The sequence below is a fragment of the Serratia rhizosphaerae genome (genome assembly GCF_009817885.1).
Taxonomy (GTDB): domain Bacteria; phylum Pseudomonadota; class Gammaproteobacteria; order Enterobacterales; family Enterobacteriaceae; genus Serratia_B; species Serratia_B rhizosphaerae.
Genome location: NZ_CP041764.1, coordinates 1,407,499 through 1,427,173 on the forward strand (window position 1 = coordinate 1,407,499; position 19,675 = coordinate 1,427,173).

Consider the following 19,675-nt stretch of genomic DNA (forward strand, 5'->3'; position numbering starts at 1 on the left):
AAAAAAACGGGGAGCCATGGCTCCCCGCTGTTACTGCATTTCTCTGTCTTAATCGACCTGCTTGATATCGACCCGCAGCTCTTTCGGCACTTCGAACACGATATTTTCTTCACGGCCGCTGATTTCCTGCACGTTCTTTCCGCCCAGGGCCTTCAGCCGGCCGATCACTTCCTGCACCAGCACGTCCGGCGCTGAGGCGCCGGCGGTTACGCCGATATTGCTGGCGTCCTTCAGCCACTGCTCCTGAATATCCATCGCTGAATCAATCAGGTAAGCCGGCTTACCGACGCGCTGCGCCAGCTCCGCCAGACGGTTGGAGTTAGAGGAGTTTTTCGACCCCACCACCAGCACCACGTCCGCATCGCCGGCCAGATTACGCACCGCTTCCTGACGGTTGGTGGTGGCGTAGCAAATATCGTCCTTGCGCGGCCCGATGATTTTCGGGAAGCGCTGACGCAGAGCGTCGATCACGTCCGAGGTATCATCCACCGACAGCGTGGTCTGCGTCATAAAGCACAGGTTTTCTTCGTTCTTGACCTGCAGCTGCCACACATCGTCCGGCGATTCGACCAGATACATTCCCCCTTCCGGGTTGCTGTACTGGCCCATGGTGCCTTCCACTTCCGGGTGGCCCGCGTGGCCGATCAGAATTGCTTCAACGCCTTTGCGGCTGGCGCGCGCCACTTCCATATGCACCTTGGTCACCAGCGGACAGGTGGCGTCGAACAGCATGGTCAGATCACGCGCCTTGGCTTCGGCGCGCACCGCCTGAGAAACGCCGTGCGCCGAGAAGATCAGGATCGAACCGTCCGGCACTTCCGCAATCTCTTCGATAAACACCGCGCCGCGCGCGCGCAGGCTGTCGACCACATAGCGGTTATGCACCACTTCGTGACGCACGTAAATCGGCGCGCCGTAAATCTCAAGCGCACGTTCAACGATGCTGATTGCGCGATCGACTCCGGCACAGAAACCGCGCGGGTTAGCCAGCAGTATTTGCATGCGTCTCCTCCTGCTGCGGATCGATCTCCAGCACCTCAATGTCGAAGGTGATCGGGTGTCCCGCCAGTGGATGGTTAAAATCAACGGTGACCGACTCTTCAGCCACTTCGCGCACCACGCCCGGCATCTCTTTGCCATCCATCGAGGTGAACAGCATGATGGTGCCGACTTCCGGCACGCCGGTTTCGGCAAAGTCACGACGCAGGAAGAACTGGATCAGATCCGGGTTGTTGGCGCCGAACGCGTCCTCCGGCTGCAGCGTAAAGGCGCACTTGTCGCCGGCAGCCAGGCCGAGCAGCTGTTGCTCCAGCGGTGCAGACAGGCTGCCGTCGCCAAGGCGGAACAGCGCCGGCTTACCGTTGCCGCGGGTAGACTCCGCCGTTGAACCATCTTCCAGTTTCAGCGTGAAATGCACCAGCACTGCGCTGTTGGGTTGTACCTGGGCCGTCATGTTACTCACCTTTACTCGTTGCACGCTTGCCGGAAGGCAGGAAGCCTTCCAGTACGATCATCGCCGCCCCCACGCAGATAAAGCTGTCTGCGAGATTGAAGGTCGGGTAATGCCAGTTGCCGACGTAGAAATCGATAAAGTCGACCACAAAGCCGTGCCACAGGCGGTCAAACAGGTTGCCCAGCGCGCCGCCGATAATAAACGCATAGGCAATGTTGTTCAGCTTTTGCTGCGCCTGGCTGCGGTACATCATCACCAGCAGCACCGCCACGATGGCGACGGCGATGCCGGCGAAGAACCAGCGCTGCCAGCCGCCGTGGTCGGCCAGGAAGCTGAACGCCGCGCCATAGTTACGCGCGTAGTACAGGTTGAAGAACGGCACCAACGGCTGGGACTGGCCCAGCGCGAAATGGCTCAGAATCCACTGCTTGCTGACAAAATCCAACGCCAGCACCACAACCACTAACCACAGCCAACGCAGGCCGGTCGAACAGATCGGTTTACTCATCAGGCAAATTTACGTTTTTCGCCGTCGCCGGCTACGTTGCTCACACAGCGGCCGCAAAGATCTGCGTGCTCCGCCACCTTGCCGATATCCGTGGTGTAATGCCAGCAGCGCGGACATTTTTCACCTTCAGCGCTTTCAAAGGCGATTTTCAGCCCCTTCAGCTGTTCGCTCTGCTGCGCATCCGCCGGCGCATCCGCCAGCGACGCGACGCGCGCGCCGGAGGTCAGCAGTACGAAACGCAGCTCATCCTGCAGGTTGTTCAGGTGTGCGGCCAGCGCATCGTCGGCGTACAGCGTGACGGAAGCTTCCAGCGAACCGCCCAGACGTTTGTCGGCACGCGCCTGCTCCAGCACCTTGTTGACTTCGCCGCGCACTTTCAGCAGCTCGGCCCAGAACTCGTCGTTCATGCTTTCGCCTTCGGCCAGACGGAACAGGCCGTCGTACCACTCTTCGGTAAAGACGAACTGCGCGCGATCGCCCGGCAGGAAGCCCCAGATTTCATCGGCGGTGAACGACATGATCGGCGCCATCCAGCGCACCAGCGCTTCCGCAATGTGGAACAACGCGGTCTGGCAGCTGCGGCGCGCGTTGCTGTCGCTCTTGGCGGTGTACTGGCGGTCTTTGATGATGTCCAGATAGAAGGAGCCCATCTCAACCGAGCAGAACTGCATCAGACGCTGCACCACTTCGTGGAAGTCGTAGTTGGCGTAGGCGTGCTCAATGTCTTTTTGCGCCGCCATCGCGCGGCCGACCGCCCAGCGATCCAGCACCACCATGTCTTCCGGATCCAGACAGTCGGTGCTCGGGTCGAAACCGCTCAGGTTCGCCAGCAGGAAGCGCGCGGTGTTACGAATACGACGATAAGAGTCGGCGGCACGCTTGAGGATTTCATCAGACACCGCAATCTCGCCGGTGTAGTCGGTGGACGCCACCCACAGGCGCAGAATATCGCCGCCCAGCTTGTTCATCACGTCCTGCGGACTGACGGTGTTGCCGATCGACTTGGACATCTTGCGGCCCTGGCCGTCAACGGTGAAGCCGTGGGTCAGCACCTCTTTGTACGGCGCCTTGCCCTTCATCGCGGTGGAGATCATCAACGATGACATAAACCAGCCGCGGTGCTGGTCGGAACCTTCCAGATACATATCCGCGCCGTGGCCCTGGAATTCAGGACGCACGTCAACCACTGACGCATGGGTCGAGCCGGAGTCGAACCAGACGTCCAGCGTGTCCGGCACTTTCATGTAGTTGTCGGCATCTGCGCCGAGGATATCCGCCGGGTTCAGATCCCACCACGCCTGGATGCCGTCCTGCTCCACGCGCTTGGCGACCTCTTCCATCAGCTCAACGCTGCGCGGGTGCAACTGCTCGGTCTCTTTATGCACGAACAGCGACATCGGCACGCCCCAGGTGCGCTGACGCGAAATACACCAGTCAGGACGGTTGGCGACCATGGTTTCGATACGCGCCTGGCCCCAGTCCGGGATCCATTTCACGCCTTTGATCTCTTCCAGCGACTGCTGACGCAGACCTTTCTGATCCATGCTGATAAACCACTGCGGCGTAGCGCGGAAGATGATCGGCGTTTTATGACGCCAGCAGCACGGATAGCTGTGCTGCAGTTTTTCCACATGCAGCAGCGCGCCCTGCTCGCGCAGCATCTCAACGATCAGGTCGTTGGCCTTGAAGACAAATTTTCCGTCCAGTTGCGGATGGGTGCCGGTCAGGTAGCAGCCGTTCGGGCCGACCGGGTTGGCGATCTCCAGACCGTATTTCTGGCTGATGACGAAGTCGTCCGGGCCGTGGCCGCCGGCGGTATGCACCGCGCCGGTACCGGCGTCCAGCGTCACATGGTCGCCCATGATCGCCGGCACGTCGAAGCCCATAAACGGATGCTGGAAACACAGCAGTTCCAGATCGGCGCCCTGACAGCTGCCCAGCACCGTCCAGTCGGTGATGCCGGCGCGTTTCATCACGCTGGTCACCAGATCTTCGGCCAGGATCAGGCTCTGGCCGTCAACCTGCACCAGCTGGTAGGTGAATTCCGGGTTCAGCGAGATCGCGCGGTTGGCCGGCAGGGTCCACGGCGTGGTGGTCCAGATCACCAGCGAAATCGCGCCGCTGAAGTTGCTGACGCCGAACTTGGCCGCCACCGCCGCCGCATCGCTGGCGTGGAAGGCCACGTCGATCGACGGCGAGGTTTTGTCGTAATACTCGACTTCCGCTTCCGCCAGGGAAGAGCCGCAGTCGGTACACCAGTGCACCGGCTTGGCGCCCTTCAGCAGGTGGCCGTTGTCGATGATTTTACCCAGCGCGCGAATGATGTTGGCTTCGGTTTTAAAGTCCATCGTCAGGTACGGACGATCCCAGTCGCCCAGCACGCCCAGGCGGATAAAGTCCTTCTTCTGGCCTTCAACCTGCTCTTTGGCGTATTCACGGCACTTCTGACGGAACTCGGCGGCGCTCAGCTTTTCGCCCGGCTTGCCGTACAGCTGCTCGACTTTCAGTTCGATCGGCAGACCGTGGCAGTCCCAGCCCGGCACATACGGCGAGTCGTAACCGGCCATCCCTTTCGACTTGATAATAATGTCTTTGAGAATCTTGTTAACCGAGTGACCAATGTGAATGTTGCCGTTCGCATACGGAGGGCCGTCATGCAGAATAAAGGTTTTTTTGCCCTTTTTGGCAGCACGAATAATCCCGTACAGATCCTGTTCATACCAACGTTGCAGCATGCCAGGTTCGCGCTTGGCGAGATCGCCGCGCATCGGGAACCCTGTTTCCGGCAGGTTCAGGGTGTTCTTATAGTCACTCATGAGATTCTCGTTTCCGTTTTCGGCTATTTAGGTAGAGCGATTAAACCAGTGTCTTCGGCCCGAAGAATTCCCGGGCGCTCACCACATCATTGGCGATTTGCTGCTTCAGCGCGTCGAGCGAAGCAAAACGCTGTTCATTGCGCAGTTTTGCGCGGAGCACCACATCAATATGGCGCCCATAAAGATCCATTGTGACGTCCAGCAGATGGACTTCCAGCTGCTGGCGCACGCCGGCGACGGTCGGGCGCGTGCCGATATTGGCGACGCCCGGCAACGGTTGCGGGCCAAGGCCGTATACCTCGACGGCATACACGCCTTTCACCGGCGCAACCAGCCGCTTCAGCGGCAGATTGGCGGTCGGGAAGCCGATGGTGCGCCCCAGCTCATCGCCGTGCACCACGCGCCCGGAAATGCTGTAGGGATGGCCCAGCAGCGTTTCCGCCTGCGGCAAATCGTCATCGCGCAGCGCATTGCGGATTACCGTGCTGCTGATGCGCTGCCCGCCTTCACGGAAGGTCGGGGTGCTGACCACCTCAAAACCGTATTCCGCACCGGCTTTCTGCAATAGCGGAAAATCGCCGAGGCGGTTGGCGCCGAAGCGAAAATCGTCCCCCACCATCAGGAACTTCACCCCCAATTTTTGCACCAGCAGCTCGACAACAAAGGACTGCGCGGTATTGGCGGCAAAACGCGGATCAAACTTGACGCACAGCAGGTAATCAACCCCGGCCTGCGCCAGATACTTCGCCTTGTCGCGCAAGCGCGTTAGGCGGGCCGGCGCCTTGTCCGCCGCAAACAGCTCCAGCGGTTGCGGCTCGAAAATCATGACGATCACCGGCAGCCCAAGGCGTTTGCCCTCTTGCTTTAGCTGCTCCAACAGCGCCTTGTGACCGCGATGCACGCCGTCAAAATTGCCGATGGTGAGCACGCAACCATGGTGGCGCGCCCGAATGTTGTGAATGCCGCGAATTAGCTCCATAGCTGGCTCAAAACAGTGGAAATCGGCGGATTATACCTTGTACAGCGTTTAAGGTTAACCCGCGATTGCTTCCTTGAATGTAATAGTCACACCATACCGAAGATTGTCGGCGGGAGAAACGCCTAAAGCGCAGTTTATCCGGCAAAGAGAAGCGCCCACAGCCGGGCACGCGTCGCCTTGTCGTCGCCATGGCGTAAAAGCGGGCGAATTTTATCGTGAAACACTGTATTCCCATGACCGAAGCTGGTAAAATCCTGCGCCATCACAACGTAGCGAGTGCCGACCGTACAAACGGCGCTTATTTGCACAAATCCATTGACAAACGAAGGCTAAAAGGGCATATTCCTCGGCCTTTGAATTGTCCTCAATAGAATATATTTGGGAGTTGGACCTTGGCTAATATCAAATCAGCTAAGAAACGCGCCGTACAGTCTGAGAAACGCCGCAAGCACAATGCTAGCCGTCGCTCAATGGTGCGTACCTTCATCAAGAAGGTATATGCCGCTATCGCAGCCGGCGACAAAACTGCAGCACAAAACGCATTCAACGAAATGCAACCACTTGTGGATCGCCAGGCTGCTAAAGGCCTGATCCACAAAAACAAAGCAGCGCGTCATAAGTCAAACCTGACTGCGCAAATCAACGCAATGCAGTAAGCATTACGTTGTCTGCTTGTTAAAAAAACCGGCTTTGGCCGGTTTTTTTACGTCTGCGTTCAGCCTCAGATGGAAAATAGCGCTGAAAAATCCTTGTTGCACACCCGCTGCACCGCCGGATGCTGAATCATACGTTCGGCAAAAATCACGTAGTACTCTTCCTGTACGTTGTCGATACGGCCGATCTCCACTACATCATCATCATTGTAGGTATCCTGCGCATACAGCGTCGGGGCGACAAAAATGGCGTTGTGGTACATGCCGAACGCCTTCATCAGCGCCGCGTCGTCAAACTCCCCCAGCACTTCAACCTGAATACCCTGGCTGTTGAACCAGTTAAGCAGTTTGCGGCCCAGCATCGAGCGCCGGCCAGGGATCAGCAGTTTACGTTGCTGCAGGCAGGCGGGAAACGGCAGATCCGGCGCCGGCTGACGGCAGAAAAAGCTGATGCCGCACTCACCCAGCTTCAGCGAAAACAATCCTTCCTGCTGGCTGGAGTCCACCGGACAGTCGGACAGGATCATATCCAGCTTGTGCTGGCTGAGCTGCTCCAGCAGCATCTCATGCGTCGACTCGAAGCAGCGCAGATGAATCTGCTCGTTTTCCACCACCGCCGTTTCCAGCACCTGGCTGACCAGACGTTTGGACAATGCGTCCGCCACGCCGACGTCAAACAGCAGGTTGGACTCTTTGCGATAGTTGACGATATCCAGCATTTCCTGGCTGAGCATAAACATCTTGTCGGCGTAGCGAAATACCAACTGCCCCAGCTCGGACGGCACCAGACCGCGCCCCTGACGCTTGAACAGTTTGCCGTTCAAACGCTCTTCCAGCGCCTTGATTTGGCCGGTAATCGTCTGCGGGGTCAGGAACAGCGCTTCCGCCGCGCCCACGACCGAGCCTTCCTTGCAAACCTGCCAGAAGTAATACAGATGATTAAAGTTGATATGCGACATTCTCACGACGTGGTTCTCCTTACGCTTCGCTGCGGCAAACGGTCTGCCGTATTGAGCGACAAACTCCCTTTTCTTCCTGGCGACATATTTCCTACCTCTGATTCAAGGCCGGAGCCGCCATCACGATACACAGCTCCGACCACAATTGTAGCCCATCTTGCGGCAAGGTCATTGCCTATTTGCCTCTGTGCGCCAGCGACAGGCGCAGCAGCGCGTAACCCACCAGCGCCGCCGCGGTGGAGCCTAACAGAATCCCCAGACGCGAGTAGGTGCTGAACGCTTCATCCGCCCCGCTGAAGGCCAACGATGCGATAAAGATCGACATGGTAAAACCAATACCACACAGAACCGAAACGGCAAACACCTGTTTGAAGCCGATATCCTCCGGCAAACGGGCGATGCCGGACTTCACCGCCAGCCAGCTGAAGATAAAGATCCCCAGCGGCTTGCCGATAAACAGGCCGGCGGCGATGCCCATCGGCAGCAGGGAAGCCAGACCGTTGAGGGAAACGCCCTCCAGCGACACCCCGGCGTTGGCAAAGGCGAACAGCGGCAGGATCAGGAACGCGACCCAAGGGTGCATCTCATGCTCCAGCGTTTCGGACGGTGACGGCCCCTTTTTGACCTTCAGCGGAATCATAAAGCCGACAATCACCCCGGCCAACGTCGCATGCACGCCGGATTTGAGGATCGCCACCCACAGCACCAGACCGACGATCATATAGATAGAGGTTTTGCTCACCCCGCGCCAGTTCATCAGTGCCAGTACCGCAACGGCCGCCGCCGCAACCCCCAGCGCCACCAGCGATACTTCATGGGTATAGAACAGGGCGATAATCACGATAACCCCAAGGTCATCAATGATCGCCAGTGCCAGCAGGAACACTTTCAGGCTGGTCGGCACGCGGTTGCCCAGCAGCGCCATCACCCCCAAGGCAAAGGCAATATCGGTCGCAGCCGGAATCGCCCACCCCTGCCGTGCAATGTCATCGGCGCCGTTGAACAGCAGGTAAATCAGCGCCGGCGCCAACATGCCGCCCAGCGCGGCAATCGCCGGGAACACCGCTTTATCGCGCCCGGCCAGCGAGCCCTGCATCAGCTCGCGTTTTACTTCCAACCCGACCACCAGGAAGAAGATCGCCATCAGGCCATCGTTAATCCACAGCAGCAGCGGCTTGGCAATTTCCAGTGAGGCAATCTTCACCATCACCGGCAGGTTAAGAAATCCCTGATACACGCCCTGCAGCGGCGAGTTGGCCATCATCAGGGCGATCACTGCCGCCACAATCAAAATGATGCCACCTGCCGCTTCCTGACGTAAAAACTGACGAATAATATTGGTCATGCACTGTCACTCCCGACAAAAATACAAAACGTCTCCGCCTTGCATCAACCACGTATAGAGTGAGTATAGCTTGCACGATGATTCGTAAAAACAAGATTATTAGTGCGAAATTATTCGTAAAAACCGATCCAACTGAGAGATTAATCACGCAAACCAACACGCCGCTGCCGTCCCCAAAAGAAAACCCCGGCGCCAGGGCCGGGGTTTTAAGACAGTTAATGCAGCGTTCGCGTTAACGGGTCAAGTCATCAAAGAACTTTTTCACCCCGTCGAAGAAGCTCTTCGAACGCGGGCTGTTTTTATCGCCGGAAGGACCGCCGAGGCTTTCCTCCAGTTCTTTCAACAGCTGTTTCTGTTTTTCGTTGAGCTTGACCGGCGTTTCCACCACCACACGGCACAGCAGGTCGCCCTGGCTGCCGCCGCGCACGGATTTCACGCCTTTGCCGCGCATGCGGAACAGCTTGCCGGTTTGCGTTTCTGAAGGCACCTTCAGCTTCACGCGGCCGTCGAGCGTCGGAACTTCAATCTCGCCGCCCAGCGCCGCCATGGCAAAGTTAATCGGCACTTCGCAATACAGGTTATTGCCTTCACGTTCAAAGATCGGGTGAGCTTTTACCTGCACCTGCACGTACAGATCGCCGGCCGGTGCGCCGTGCTCGCCGGCTTCACCTTCACCCGCCAGGCGGATGCGGTCGCCGGTATCCACGCCGGCAGGAATTTTCACCGACAGCGTTTTGGATTTTTCTACCCGGCCATGGCCGTGGCAGCTGTTGCACGGATCTTTGATAATCTGGCCGCGGCCGTGGCAGTGCGGACACGCCTGCTGCACGGTGAAGAAGCCCTGACGCATCTGCACCTGGCCCTGACCGTGACAAGTTGGACAGGTGACCGGCGAGCTGCCCGGTTTGGCGCCGCTGCCATGGCAAACGTCACACTCTTCCAGCGTCGGGATACGAATCTCTTTGGTGACGCCGCGTACCGCTTCTTCCAGCGTCAGCTCCATGTTGTAACGCAGATCGGAGCCACGGCTGGCGCGCTGACGACGGCCACCGCCGAAAATATCGCCGAAGACGTCGCCAAAGATATCGCTAAAGTCGGCACCGCCGCCGCCCATACCGCCCTGCTCAAACGCGGCATGGCCGTACTGATCGTAAGCGGCGCGCTTCTGCTCGTCGCCCAGGATTTCGTAAGCTTCCTTGATCTCTTTAAAGCGGCTTTCGGCATCTTGTTCCTGGTTACGGTCCGGGTGGAACTTCATCGCCAGGCGCTTATACGCCTTTTTGATTTCGCGCTCATCCGCCGTTTTGGCGACGCCGAGAACCTCGTAATAGTCTTTCTTCGCCATTGTCTTTATTAGCCCTAACATGCGTGCACGGGCGCAGAGTTGCCTCGACGCCCGTGCTGGTTTCCAGTAACGCGTTAGCGGCGTTACCGTGCCCGCTTAAGGGCGATTATTTTTTGTCTTTCACTTCTTCGAACTCAGCGTCGACAACGTCGTCTTCTTTCTTCGCCGCGTTGTCTGCCGCACCCGCGTCAGCACCCTGTGCCTGCGCCTGAGCCTGCGCCATTTCCATCAGCTTGCCGGAAACCTGCACCAGCGCCTGGGTCTTCGCGTCGATCTCGGCTTTGTCTTCGCCTTTCGCCGCGGTTTCCAGCTCGCTCAGCGCGCTTTCGATAGCGGTTTTATCTTCCGCTGGCAGCTGCTCGCCGGCTTCTTCCAGTTGCTTACGCGTGCCGTGGATCAGGTGATCCGCCTGGTTGCGCGTCTGCACCAGCTCTTCGAACTTACGGTCAGCTTCAGCGTTGGCTTCCGCGTCGTTCACCATTTTCTGGATTTCATCTTCGTCCAGGCCAGAAGAGGCCTTAATGGTGATTTTCTGCTCTTTACCGGTGTTCTTGTCTTTGGCAGACACGTGCAGGATGCCGTCGGCATCGATATCGAAGGTCACTTCGATCTGCGCCATACCGCGCGGTGCCGGCTGGATGCCGTCCAGGTTGAACTGGCCCAGAGACTTGTTATCGCTGGAACGCTTACGCTCGCCCTGCAGCACGTGGATGGTTACCGCAGACTGGTTGTCTTCAGCGGTAGAGAACACCTGGCTGTGCTTGGTCGGGATCGTGGTGTTTTTACCGATCAGCGAAGTCATCACGCCGCCCATGGTTTCGATACCCAGAGACAGCGGGGTAACGTCCAGCAGCAGCACGTCTTTCACATCACCGGCCAATACGCCGCCCTGAACCGCAGCGCCGATGGCAACCGCTTCGTCCGGGTTCACGTCTTTACGCGGTTCTTTACCGAAGAAGTCAGCAACTTTCTTCTGAACCATTGGCATACGGGTCTGGCCACCAACCAGGATTACGTCCTGAATGTCGGATACGGACAGGCCTGCATCGGTCAGCGCCACTTTCAGCGGCTCGATGGAACGCGCCACCAGATCTTCAACCAGCGACTCGAGTTTCGCACGGGTCACTTTGATGTTCATGTGTTTCGGACCGGTCGCATCTGCAGTGATGTACGGCAGGTTAACGTCGGTCTGCTGTGCGGAAGACAGCTCGATCTTCGCTTTCTCAGCGGCTTCTTTCAGACGCTGCATCGCCAGCGGATCGTTACGCAGGTCAATGCCCTGCTCTTTCTTGAACTCTTCCACCAGGTAGTTGATCAGACGGCTGTCGAAGTCTTCGCCGCCCAGGTGGGTGTCACCGTTGGTCGCCAGAACTTCGAAGGTTTTTTCGCCGTCAACTTCGTCGATTTCGATGATGGAGATATCGAAAGTACCGCCGCCCAGGTCATAAACCGCGATGGTGCGGTTGCCGACTTCTTTGTCCAGGCCGTAAGCCAGGGCCGCAGCCGTTGGTTCGTTGATGATACGTTTTACTTCCAGACCGGCGATACGGCCGGCGTCTTTGGTCGCCTGACGCTGCGCATCGTTGAAGTAAGCCGGTACGGTGATAACCGCTTCAGTTACCGGTTCGCCCAGGTAATCTTCAGCCGTTTTCTTCATTTTCTTCAGCACTTCGGCAGAGATCTGCGGCGGTGCCATTTTCTGGCCTTTCACTTCCAGCCATGCGTCGCCGTTGTCAGCGCCGATGATTTTGTACGGCATGATGTCTTTATCACGCTGTGCTTCTTCGTCCTGGAAGCGACGGCCGATCAGGCGCTTGATCGCAAACAGGGTGTTTTGTGGGTTAGTGACAGCCTGACGTTTAGCCGGCTGGCCAACCAGAGTTTCACCATCCTGGGTATAGGCAATGATTGACGGCGTGGTGCGGTCGCCTTCGGCGTTTTCCAGCACGCGTGCCTTGTTGCCATCCATAATAGCTACACAAGAGTTGGTAGTACCCAGGTCGATACCAATAATTTTGCCCATCTAAACATCTCCACTAATAAATTCGATTTCGGTCAAGTTGCTAACCTATATGCGGACATTTTTTTACTTTTCAACTGCCCGATTTTTCCGCCTTGTATCCCACGCGTTTCAACGCTCAAACCACGAGGTTGCGGGTGAAAGGCGAAGGTGATACCACGATCAGCAACTGCGGTTGAGAATAAGATGGGGGCATCTGGCCCGGCATCAAGGGGTAAAGTAAAAAAATTTCTTTGCGGCGTGGCGATCGCGCGTTCGGCCGGCCGTCCCTGGCCGGCGGTACGTTACAGATCGGCCAGCGAATCGGCGTGCGGCGCCACACGGTCGCCGTCCAGATCGCGGTGCAGATAGATCCCCAGCGCCAGCCCGAGCGCCGACAGCGCCAGCACATAGTAGGCGGGCGCCAACGGCGTCAGCTTCATCATCAAGGTGACGAAAATCGGCGTCAGGCCGCCGAAAATGGCGTATGACAGGTTATAAGAGAACGAAATGCCGCTGAAGCGCACCGCCGGCGGAAAAGCGCGCACCATCACAAACGGCACCGCCCCCACGACGCCGACGCTGAATCCCACCAGCGCATAACAGGCGAACAGCATTTCCGCATGCTGCGCCACGGTCTGATAAAACAGCCAGCTGCAGCCGGCCAGCAGCAGGCTGCCGACGATAAAGGTTTTGCTGGCGCCAAAGCGATCGGCCGCCAGCCCGGCGGCCAGACAGCCGAAAATCAGCATAATGGTGGCGATGCTGTTGGCCTGCAGCGTCAGCGCCGGCGCAATGCCGAACTGCTTTTGCAGGTAGGTCGGCGTCATCAGGATCACCACCACCACGCCGGCGGACAGCAGCCAGGTCAGCAGCATCGAAACCGCCACCTCTTTCTTATACTGCTTCACCACCGTTTTCAGCGGCAGCTCCTCCGCCAGCGCCTTGCGCGCCTGCATTTCTACAAACACCGGCGTTTCCTGCAGCCAGCGGCGCAGATACATGGCGATTAACCCGAAAATGCCGCCCAGCAGGAAGGGCACGCGCCAGCCGCCGTCTGCAATACTTTGCGCGCTCAGCGTGGTGTTGATGACGGTGGCGACCAGAGAACCCAGCAAGATTCCGACGGTAAGGCCGGCGGTCAGCGTGCCGCAGGCCAGGCCGACGCGTTTACGCGGCACATGCTCCGCCACAAATACCCAGGCGCCCGGCACTTCGCCGCCGATAGCGGCGCCCTGCAGCAGGCGCATCAGCAACAGCAACAGCGGTGCGGCGATACCGATGCTGGCGTAAGTCGGCAGCAGGCCCATGCCCAGCGTGGGCAGCGCCATCAGCAGAATACTCAGGCTGAACATTTTCTTGCGCCCGACCCGGTCGCCGAAGTGCGCCATCACGATCCCACCCAGCGGACGGGCCAGATAGCCGGCAGCGAAAATGCCGAAGGTCTGCACCAGACGCAGCCATTCCGGCATCTCGGCCGGGAAGAACAGCTCGCCGACCACGGCGGCGAAGAAGACGAAAATAATGAAGTCATAAAACTCCAATGCCCCGCCCAGCGCAGCCAGCGTCAGAGTCTTATAATCTTGCCGGTTCAGCCGGCGTTGCGTGTCATGATGCATAGGTTACCGTCAGAGGAAGCAGATAAAATCACGCGCGCTCGGTGGCGCGCTGTAAATGAATCCTTACTATACCCGTCATACTTCAAGCTGCAGGTGTGTTGGCTACGCTCAGTCAACCGAATCACTGACCTGAGTAAGCTCATCGGGATTCCCTCCCTTGCCGCCTTCCTGCAACTCGAATTATTTAGGGTATATAACGGCAATTTTATTTCACGTCAGCCTGACGGGAGGCCGCCTGGCGTTAATCGTTCGCGTCACGACGCGCGCTTTTCGGCCGGAAGGCGGTGACCACCGCGTCGTCCGTTTCCACATACGGCCCTTCAAGCAACTGGATACAGTACGGTACGCTGGCGAAAATGCCGTGCACCACCACCTTACCCTGCTCACCCTTCACCCCTTCCAACGTCTCCTTGATCGACTTCGGCTGGCCCGGCAGGTTGATAATCAGCGCCTGCTTGCGAATCGCCCCGATCTGACGTGAAAGAATCGCCGTTGGCACATAGTGTAGGCTGATTTGGCGCATTTGCTCGCCGAATCCCGGCATCACGCGGTCGGCAATCGCCAGCGTTGCGTCCGGCGTCACATCGCGGCGCGACGGGCCGGTGCCGCCGGTAGTCAGCACCAGGTGGCAGCCCGTTTCATCCACCAGTTCGCACAGGGTGTGTTCGATCAGGGTTTGCTCATCCGGGATTAGGCGCGTCTCCAGCTTGTACGGCGTCGTCAGGGCGCTGCTCAGCCACGCTTCCAGCGCCGGAATGCCCTTGTCCTGGTAAACGCCGCCGGAAGCGCGATCGGAAATCGAAACCAAACCAATACGTAATGTGTCCATGCTTAACCTCTACAACCTGACGAAATACGGGCGGCGTCATCTCCCGCCCCGTTATCAATGCCGAGAGTATACGGCCTCCGCCCGCAGCAGGAAGCAACAGGCATAAAAAAAGGTGGCCTGAGCCACCTTTTTGTCATCCTGCACCTGTGTAACTTACAGCAGGTCGGCGATCATTTTTTCCAGCTTGCCCTGGTCAACGGCAAACTTGCGGATACCGTCGGTCAGTTTTTCCACCGCCATCGGATCCTGGTTGTGCTGCCAGTAGAATTCAGGTTCGGTCAGCGCCGCAGGGCGTGCTTTCACTTCGCCGCTGTAGGCGAGCTTACGCTCAACCGCGCCTTCGCTTTCCGCCAGCTCTTTCAGCAGCGCCGGCGCGATGGTCAGACGGTCGCAGCCCGCCAGTTCGATGATCTCGCCGACGTTGCGGAAGCTGGCGCCCATCACCACGGTTTCATAGCCGTGCTGTTTGTAGTACTGGTAGATTTCGCTTACGGAAACCACGCCCGGATCTTCGTGCGGCGCGAACTCTTTCTTGTCGCCATTGGCTTTGTACCAGTCAAGGATACGGCCGACGAAAGGAGAAATCAGGTACACGCCGGCTTCGGCGCAGGCGCGTGCCTGGGCGAAGGAGAACAGCAGGGTCAGGTTACAGTTGATGCCCTCTTTCTCCAGGCGTTCCGCCGCGCGGATGCCCTGCCAGGTAGAGGCCAGTTTGATCAGGATACGATCGTTGCTGATGCCGGCCTCGTTGTACAGCTTGATCAGACGCTTGGCCTTGGCGACGCTGGCTTCGGTGTCGTAAGAGAGGCGCGCATCGACTTCGGTGGAGATGCGGCCCGGCACCAGCTTCAGAATTTCCAGACCAATGTTCACCGCCAGTTTGTCCGCCGCATCGGCGATCTGCTGCTCGCGATCGCCGCTCTGCTCGCGCGCCCATGCGATAGCTTCGTCAATCAGCTTGCGATATTCAGGGATCTGGGCTGCATTGAGGATCAGCGAAGGGTTGGTTGTCGCATCTTGCGGCTGATACAGCTTCATGGCAGCAATATCACCGGTATCCGCAACCACCGTGGTCAGCTGGCGCAGGGAAGTTAATTTGTCGGTCATGTTGGCATTGTCTCATCGTTTGTGCATGAACTTTTGGCATCGTTCGATCTTGCCTTGCGTTGATAATAACACGCGCAAGGCGCGGCGCAAGGCACGAAAATGGCCCTGAGCCGCCGCCGATTTTTCGGCGTAATTTTCCCTCACTTCCGCCATATCAATCGATATTTCCGAAATGAAAATGAGACATTAACGAAAGTTAACAACAAGTAATTGTGCTAACTTCCCAGCACGCCAAGCGCTGGCAGCACCATGAAATGCGAAAAATCTTAATTTATTCACCCCATATGACTTTCGTTAAGCGCTGGTAATAATTAGAGCAAAATCATTTTCCGGGCGGAGGATCGCTCCGGGTATTTACGCCTGTTTGACAAGGAGGGATCCGTGACGGATCTGATTAATTTTATTAACAATATCCTGTGGGGATCGGTACTCATTTATTTACTGATCGGTGCCGGCATCTACTTCACCATCCGCACCCGCTTTATCCAGTTACGCCACTTCACCCATATGTTTTCGGTGCTGAAAAACAGCAATAAAAGCGACAGTTCCGGCATCTCCTCATTTCAGGCCTTATGCACGACGCTGGCGGCGCGGGTCGGCACCGGCAACCTGACCGGCGTCGCCATCGCGCTGACCGCCGGCGGCCCCGGCGCCATCTTCTGGATGTGGGTGGTGGCATTTATCGGCATGGCCACGTCATTTATCGAAAGCACCCTGGCCCAGCTGTATAAAACCAAAGACGATCAGGGTAACTACCGCGGCGGCCCGGCCTACTACATGGAAAAGGGCCTCGGCATGCGCTGGATGGGCGTACTGTTCTCCATGTTCCTGATCCTCGCCTTCGGCCTGGTGTTCAACGCGGTGCAGGCCAACTCCATCGCCCAGGCCAGCGCTGCGGCGTTCAACTTCAACCCGCTGTACGTCGGCATCGGCCTGGTGCTGCTGAGCGGCACCGTAATCTTCGGCGGCATCCGCTCCATCGCCCGCGTGGCGGAATGGGTGGTGCCGGTCATGGCGGCGGCCTACCTGCTGCTGGCCTTCTGGGTGCTGGCGATGAATATTGAGCAGTTGCCGGCCATTTTGCTACTGATTGTCAAAAGCGCGTTCGGTTTACAAGAAGCGGCCGCCGGCGCCGTCGGCTACGGCATCTCTCAGGCGATGACCCAGGGCGTCCAGCGCGGGCTGTTCTCCAATGAGGCCGGCATGGGTTCGGCGCCGAACGCCGCGGCCTCCGCCTCGCCGTATCCGCCGCACCCGGCGTCGCAGGGCTACGTACAGATGCTCGGCGTGTTTGTCGATACGCTGGTGATCTGCAGCGCCACCGCCGCGATTATTCTGGCCTCCGGCGTGATGGATAACCCAACCGGCGAGATCAGCGGCATTGAACTGACCCAGCGCGCGCTGTCCAGCGCCGTCGGCAGCTGGGGTTCGCCGTTTGTGGCGCTGGCGATTTTCTTCTTCGCCTTTACCTCCATCATCGCCAACTACGCCTACGCCGAAAACAACCTGATCTTCCTGGAGCACAATCATCCGGCGCGGCTGGCAATCTTCCGCTGTGTTGCGCTGGGCATGGTGATGTTCGGCGCGCTGGCGGAGCTGCCGCTGGTATGGAAAATGGCCGACACCGCCATGGCGCTGATGGCGATCACCAACCTGACGGCCATCCTGCTGCTGTCACGCGTCGCCTTTAAACTGGCCCGCGACTACAACCGGCAACGGGCGCTCGGCAAACTGCCGACCTTCGACGCCAGTCAGTACCCTGAGCTGAAATCCCAGCTGGAGCCCGGCGTGTGGGATAACCCGCAAAAGCCAGACTGACCCGCACTCCCCGCCAAGGCGCATCCCTACGCGCCTTGGCCTTTTACCCCGCACCTATCTATCAGACCCATCGCCGCTTTTTCTCACGTTTTTTGCTAAAGTATCTCCACTTTGATCAACAGGATGTCGCGCCATGCTCGTTATTATCTCACCTGCCAAAACGCTTGATTACGAAAGTCCTCTGGCGACGGCTCGCTTTACGCAGCCTGAGCTGCTGGAGCAATCTGCAGAACTTATCAACATCAGCCGCCAGCTGACGCCGGCGCAAATCGCCAGTCTGATGAAGATCAGCGACAAGCTGGCCGGACTGAACGCCGCCCGCTTTGCCGAATGGACCCCGCAATTTACCCCGGATAATGCGCGCCAGGCCCTGCTGGCCTTTAAGGGCGACGTGTATACCGGCCTGCAGGCGCAGGACTTCAGCGAAGCGGATTTTGACTTTGCCCAGCAGCATTTGCGTATGCTGTCCGGCTTATACGGCGTGTTGCGTCCGCTCGACCTGATGATGCCTTACCGTCTGGAAATGGGCATCAAGCTGGCCAACCCGCGCGGCAAAGATTTGTACAGCTTCTGGGGCGCTCGCATCACCGACAAACTCAATGAAGTGCTGAAGCAACAGACGGACGATGTGGTGGTCAATCTGGCATCGGATGAATACTTCAAAGCGGTGAAGCCGGCCGGGCTGCACGGGCAGCTGATCAAGCCGGTGTTCCTGGATGAGAAAAACGGTAAATATAAGGTCATCAGCTTCTACGCGAAAAAAGCGCGTGGCCTGATGAGCCGCTTTATTATCAAAAATCGCCTGACCAAAGCAGAACAGTTGGCTGATTTCAATCTGGAAGGATATGCCTTTGATGAGGCGGCGTCCAAGGCGGACGAACTGGTATTCAAGCGTCCCGAACAGTAAGAAAAAAGGGCCGGTGATAACCGGCCCCTAACCAGCACATCACGTTAATCAGGCGGGCAGCGCCATCATAAACTGACGCAGCTGCGCGAAGTCAGCCGGCAGCGAGTGCGACAGCAACGGCAGCTCGGCACGCACCGCCAGCGCTTTCGGCAACGGCAGCTCCTGCTGTAAAATCTCCTCCACGCTCTCTTTAAACTTCGCCGGATGCGCGGTGCCGAGGAACAGACCAAACTCGCCGTCCTGCAGCTGATCGCGCAGCAAGCGGTAGGCGATAGCCGCATGCGGCTCGGAGAGGTAGCCTAACGCCGCCAGCTCCTTCATCGTCTCTTTGGTGGTTTCATCGCTGACCGCCCCGTGCCCCAACTCTTTCAACTGCCAAATTTTGCGGCGGAACAGCTCTTCCACCCGCGGCCAGTTATTCGGCTGACTGACGTCCATCGCGTTGGAGAGCGTCGCCACCGTTGCGTGCGGCTGCCATTTACCGTCGTCGAGGAAACGCGGCACCGTATCGTTGGCGTTGGTGGCGGCAATAAAGCGTTTCACCGGCAGTCCCAGCGACTTGGCCAGCAGGCCGGCGGTCAGATCGCCGAAGTTGCCGCTCGGCACCGAAATCACCAGCTGATTGCGTGCTTCCTGCGGCAGCTGCGCCACCGCCTCGAAGTAGTAGCAGATCTGCGCCAGCAGGCGGCTGATATTGATCGAGTTGGCCGAGTTCAGATGCAGCGCCTCTTTCAGCTCGCGATCGTCAAACGCCTGCTTCACCAGCGCCTGGCAGGCGTCAAAATCGCCGTCTACCGCCACGGTATGGATATTGCCGCCCAGCGTGCAGAACAGTTTTTCCTGCAGCGGGCTGATTTTCCCCTGCGGATAGAGGATCACCACGCGCACGTTTTTCAGGCCGTAGAACGCGTGCGCCACCGCCGCGCCGGTATCGCCGGAGGTCGCCGTCAGAATGGTGACCGGCTGATCGCCGGCCACTTCCGCCAGCATCTGCGCCATAAAGCGGCCGCCGAAGTCTTTGAACGCCAGCGTCGGGCCGTGGAACAGCTCCAGGCAGGCGATGTCGTCCTCAACCTTCGCTACCGGCGCCGGGAACTCAAACGCCGCCTTCACGCGCTTGTACAGCGCCTCTTCGCTGATTTCCTCACCGATAAACGCCGACAGAATACGCGCGCTGCGGGTCACGAAATCCAGCTTCAGCAGTTGGTCAATCTCGGTCAGTTCAAATTCCGGCAGATCCAGCGGGAAAAACAGCCCCTGCTGTTTACCCAGCCCCTGTTTGATCGCCTGTGCAAAGCTAACCTGCTCATTGTGATCTTTAAGGTTGTACAGTTTCAT

Annotated in this window: 16 protein-coding genes; 3 read left to right on the forward strand and 13 right to left on the reverse strand. The window is 58.3% G+C overall.

All coding sequences use genetic code 11. From position 1 onward, the window contains the following. Nucleotides 1-48: 48 nt before the first annotated feature. Genes ispH through ribF form a run of 5 tightly spaced genes read right to left on the reverse strand, consistent with a single transcriptional unit; the run spans nucleotide 49 to nucleotide 5,756 of the window. Complete coding sequence (gene ispH / locus FO014_RS06625; protein ID WP_105229718.1) at nucleotides 49-1,002, reverse strand: 4-hydroxy-3-methylbut-2-enyl diphosphate reductase; 954 nt, start codon at nucleotides 1,000-1,002, stop codon at nucleotides 49-51. After that, nucleotides 983-1,453, reverse strand: a complete 471-nt coding sequence (gene fkpB / locus FO014_RS06630) for an FKBP-type peptidyl-prolyl cis-trans isomerase (RefSeq protein WP_160028461.1) — start codon at nucleotides 1,451-1,453, stop codon at nucleotides 983-985. Before fkpB ends, ispH begins: the two co-directional genes overlap by 20 nt. A 1-nt stretch (nucleotide 1,454) precedes the next feature. Beyond that, nucleotides 1,455-1,961 carry a signal peptidase II gene (gene lspA, locus FO014_RS06635; protein ID WP_054305905.1) on the reverse strand — a complete coding sequence of 169 codons (507 nt, stop codon included), beginning with the start codon at nucleotides 1,959-1,961 and terminating at the stop codon, nucleotides 1,455-1,457. Next, nucleotides 1,961-4,777, reverse strand: coding sequence for an isoleucine--tRNA ligase (ileS, locus tag FO014_RS06640; protein WP_160028463.1), 2,817 nt, complete (start codon nucleotides 4,775-4,777; stop codon nucleotides 1,961-1,963). The genes lspA and ileS overlap by 1 nt, the downstream gene beginning before the upstream one ends. Before the next feature lie 40 nt (nucleotides 4,778-4,817). After that, complete coding sequence (gene ribF, locus FO014_RS06645) at nucleotides 4,818-5,756, reverse strand: bifunctional riboflavin kinase/FAD synthetase (protein WP_160028465.1); 939 nt, start codon at nucleotides 5,754-5,756, stop codon at nucleotides 4,818-4,820. A gap of 392 nt (nucleotides 5,757-6,148) precedes the next feature. Between ribF and rpsT the strand changes: the two genes are divergently transcribed. Beyond that, nucleotides 6,149-6,412, forward strand: a complete 264-nt coding sequence (rpsT, locus tag FO014_RS06655; RefSeq protein ID WP_015670851.1) for a 30S ribosomal protein S20 — start codon at nucleotides 6,149-6,151, stop codon at nucleotides 6,410-6,412. A gap of 65 nt (nucleotides 6,413-6,477) precedes the next feature. Here the strand turns inward: rpsT and nhaR are convergent, their stop codons facing one another. The 7 genes from nhaR to tal all read right to left on the reverse strand — a co-directional run bounded on the left by nhaR (nucleotide 6,478) and on the right by tal (nucleotide 15,612). Further along, nucleotides 6,478-7,374, reverse strand: coding sequence for a transcriptional activator NhaR (gene nhaR, locus FO014_RS06660; RefSeq protein WP_160028467.1), 897 nt, complete (start codon nucleotides 7,372-7,374; stop codon nucleotides 6,478-6,480). Between the two features lie 169 nt (nucleotides 7,375-7,543). Then, nucleotides 7,544-8,713: a Na+/H+ antiporter NhaA gene (gene nhaA, locus FO014_RS06665; protein ID WP_160028469.1), complete on the reverse strand. Its 1,170-nt coding sequence runs from the start codon at nucleotides 8,711-8,713 to the stop codon at nucleotides 7,544-7,546. A 232-nt stretch (nucleotides 8,714-8,945) separates the two neighbouring features. Continuing rightward, nucleotides 8,946-10,058 (reverse strand): molecular chaperone DnaJ, encoded by a 1,113-nt coding sequence (gene dnaJ, locus FO014_RS06670; protein ID WP_160028471.1) that lies wholly within the window; start codon nucleotides 10,056-10,058, stop codon nucleotides 8,946-8,948. A gap of 106 nt (nucleotides 10,059-10,164) precedes the next feature. Continuing rightward, nucleotides 10,165-12,081 carry a molecular chaperone DnaK gene (gene dnaK / locus FO014_RS06675; RefSeq protein WP_160028473.1) on the reverse strand — a complete coding sequence of 639 codons (1,917 nt, stop codon included), beginning with the start codon at nucleotides 12,079-12,081 and terminating at the stop codon, nucleotides 10,165-10,167. Between the two features lie 281 nt (nucleotides 12,082-12,362). Beyond that, nucleotides 12,363-13,676, reverse strand: a complete 1,314-nt coding sequence (locus FO014_RS06680; RefSeq protein WP_160028475.1) for an MFS transporter — start codon at nucleotides 13,674-13,676, stop codon at nucleotides 12,363-12,365. A 241-nt stretch (nucleotides 13,677-13,917) separates the two neighbouring features. Next, a complete protein-coding gene (mog, locus tag FO014_RS06685) occupies nucleotides 13,918-14,505 on the reverse strand; it encodes a molybdopterin adenylyltransferase (RefSeq protein ID WP_160028477.1) in 588 nt (195 codons plus the stop codon). Nucleotides 14,506-14,658: 153 nt separating this feature from the next. Further along, complete coding sequence (gene tal / locus FO014_RS06690) at nucleotides 14,659-15,612, reverse strand: transaldolase (RefSeq protein ID WP_105229708.1); 954 nt, start codon at nucleotides 15,610-15,612, stop codon at nucleotides 14,659-14,661. A 381-nt stretch (nucleotides 15,613-15,993) separates the two neighbouring features. Between tal and FO014_RS06695 the strand changes: the two genes are divergently transcribed. Then, nucleotides 15,994-17,430 (forward strand): alanine/glycine:cation symporter family protein, encoded by a 1,437-nt coding sequence (locus tag FO014_RS06695; RefSeq protein WP_105229707.1) that lies wholly within the window; start codon nucleotides 15,994-15,996, stop codon nucleotides 17,428-17,430. A gap of 133 nt (nucleotides 17,431-17,563) precedes the next feature. Further along, nucleotides 17,564-18,337 (forward strand): peroxide stress protein YaaA, encoded by a 774-nt coding sequence (yaaA, locus tag FO014_RS06700; RefSeq protein ID WP_160028479.1) that lies wholly within the window; start codon nucleotides 17,564-17,566, stop codon nucleotides 18,335-18,337. 48 nt (nucleotides 18,338-18,385) lie between these two features. Here the strand turns inward: yaaA and thrC are convergent, their stop codons facing one another. Further along, nucleotides 18,386-19,675 carry a threonine synthase gene (gene thrC / locus FO014_RS06705; RefSeq protein ID WP_111737752.1) on the reverse strand — a complete coding sequence of 430 codons (1,290 nt, stop codon included), beginning with the start codon at nucleotides 19,673-19,675 and terminating at the stop codon, nucleotides 18,386-18,388.

Coding starts and splice junctions, on each gene's coding strand:
- ispH (WP_105229718.1), bottom strand. CDS start 1,002: ATGCAAATACTGCTGGCTAACCCGCGCGGTTTCTGTGCCGGAGTCGAT.
- fkpB (WP_160028461.1), bottom strand. CDS start 1,453: ATGACGGCCCAGGTACAACCCAACAGCGCAGTGCTGGTGCATTTCACG.
- lspA (WP_054305905.1), bottom strand. CDS start 1,961: ATGAGTAAACCGATCTGTTCGACCGGCCTGCGTTGGCTGTGGTTAGTG.
- ileS (WP_160028463.1), bottom strand. CDS start 4,777: ATGAGTGACTATAAGAACACCCTGAACCTGCCGGAAACAGGGTTCCCG.
- ribF (WP_160028465.1), bottom strand. CDS start 5,756: ATGGAGCTAATTCGCGGCATTCACAACATTCGGGCGCGCCACCATGGT.
- nhaA (WP_160028469.1), bottom strand. CDS start 8,713: ATGACCAATATTATTCGTCAGTTTTTACGTCAGGAAGCGGCAGGTGGC.
- dnaJ (WP_160028471.1), bottom strand. CDS start 10,058: ATGGCGAAGAAAGACTATTACGAGGTTCTCGGCGTCGCCAAAACGGCG.
- dnaK (WP_160028473.1), bottom strand. CDS start 12,081: ATGGGCAAAATTATTGGTATCGACCTGGGTACTACCAACTCTTGTGTA.
- FO014_RS06680 (WP_160028475.1), bottom strand. CDS start 13,676: ATGCATCATGACACGCAACGCCGGCTGAACCGGCAAGATTATAAGACT.
- mog (WP_160028477.1), bottom strand. CDS start 14,505: ATGGACACATTACGTATTGGTTTGGTTTCGATTTCCGATCGCGCTTCC.
- tal (WP_105229708.1), bottom strand. CDS start 15,612: ATGACCGACAAATTAACTTCCCTGCGCCAGCTGACCACGGTGGTTGCG.
- yaaA (WP_160028479.1), top strand. CDS start 17,564: ATGCTCGTTATTATCTCACCTGCCAAAACGCTTGATTACGAAAGTCCT.
- thrC (WP_111737752.1), bottom strand. CDS start 19,675: ATGAAACTGTACAACCTTAAAGATCACAATGAGCAGGTTAGCTTTGCA.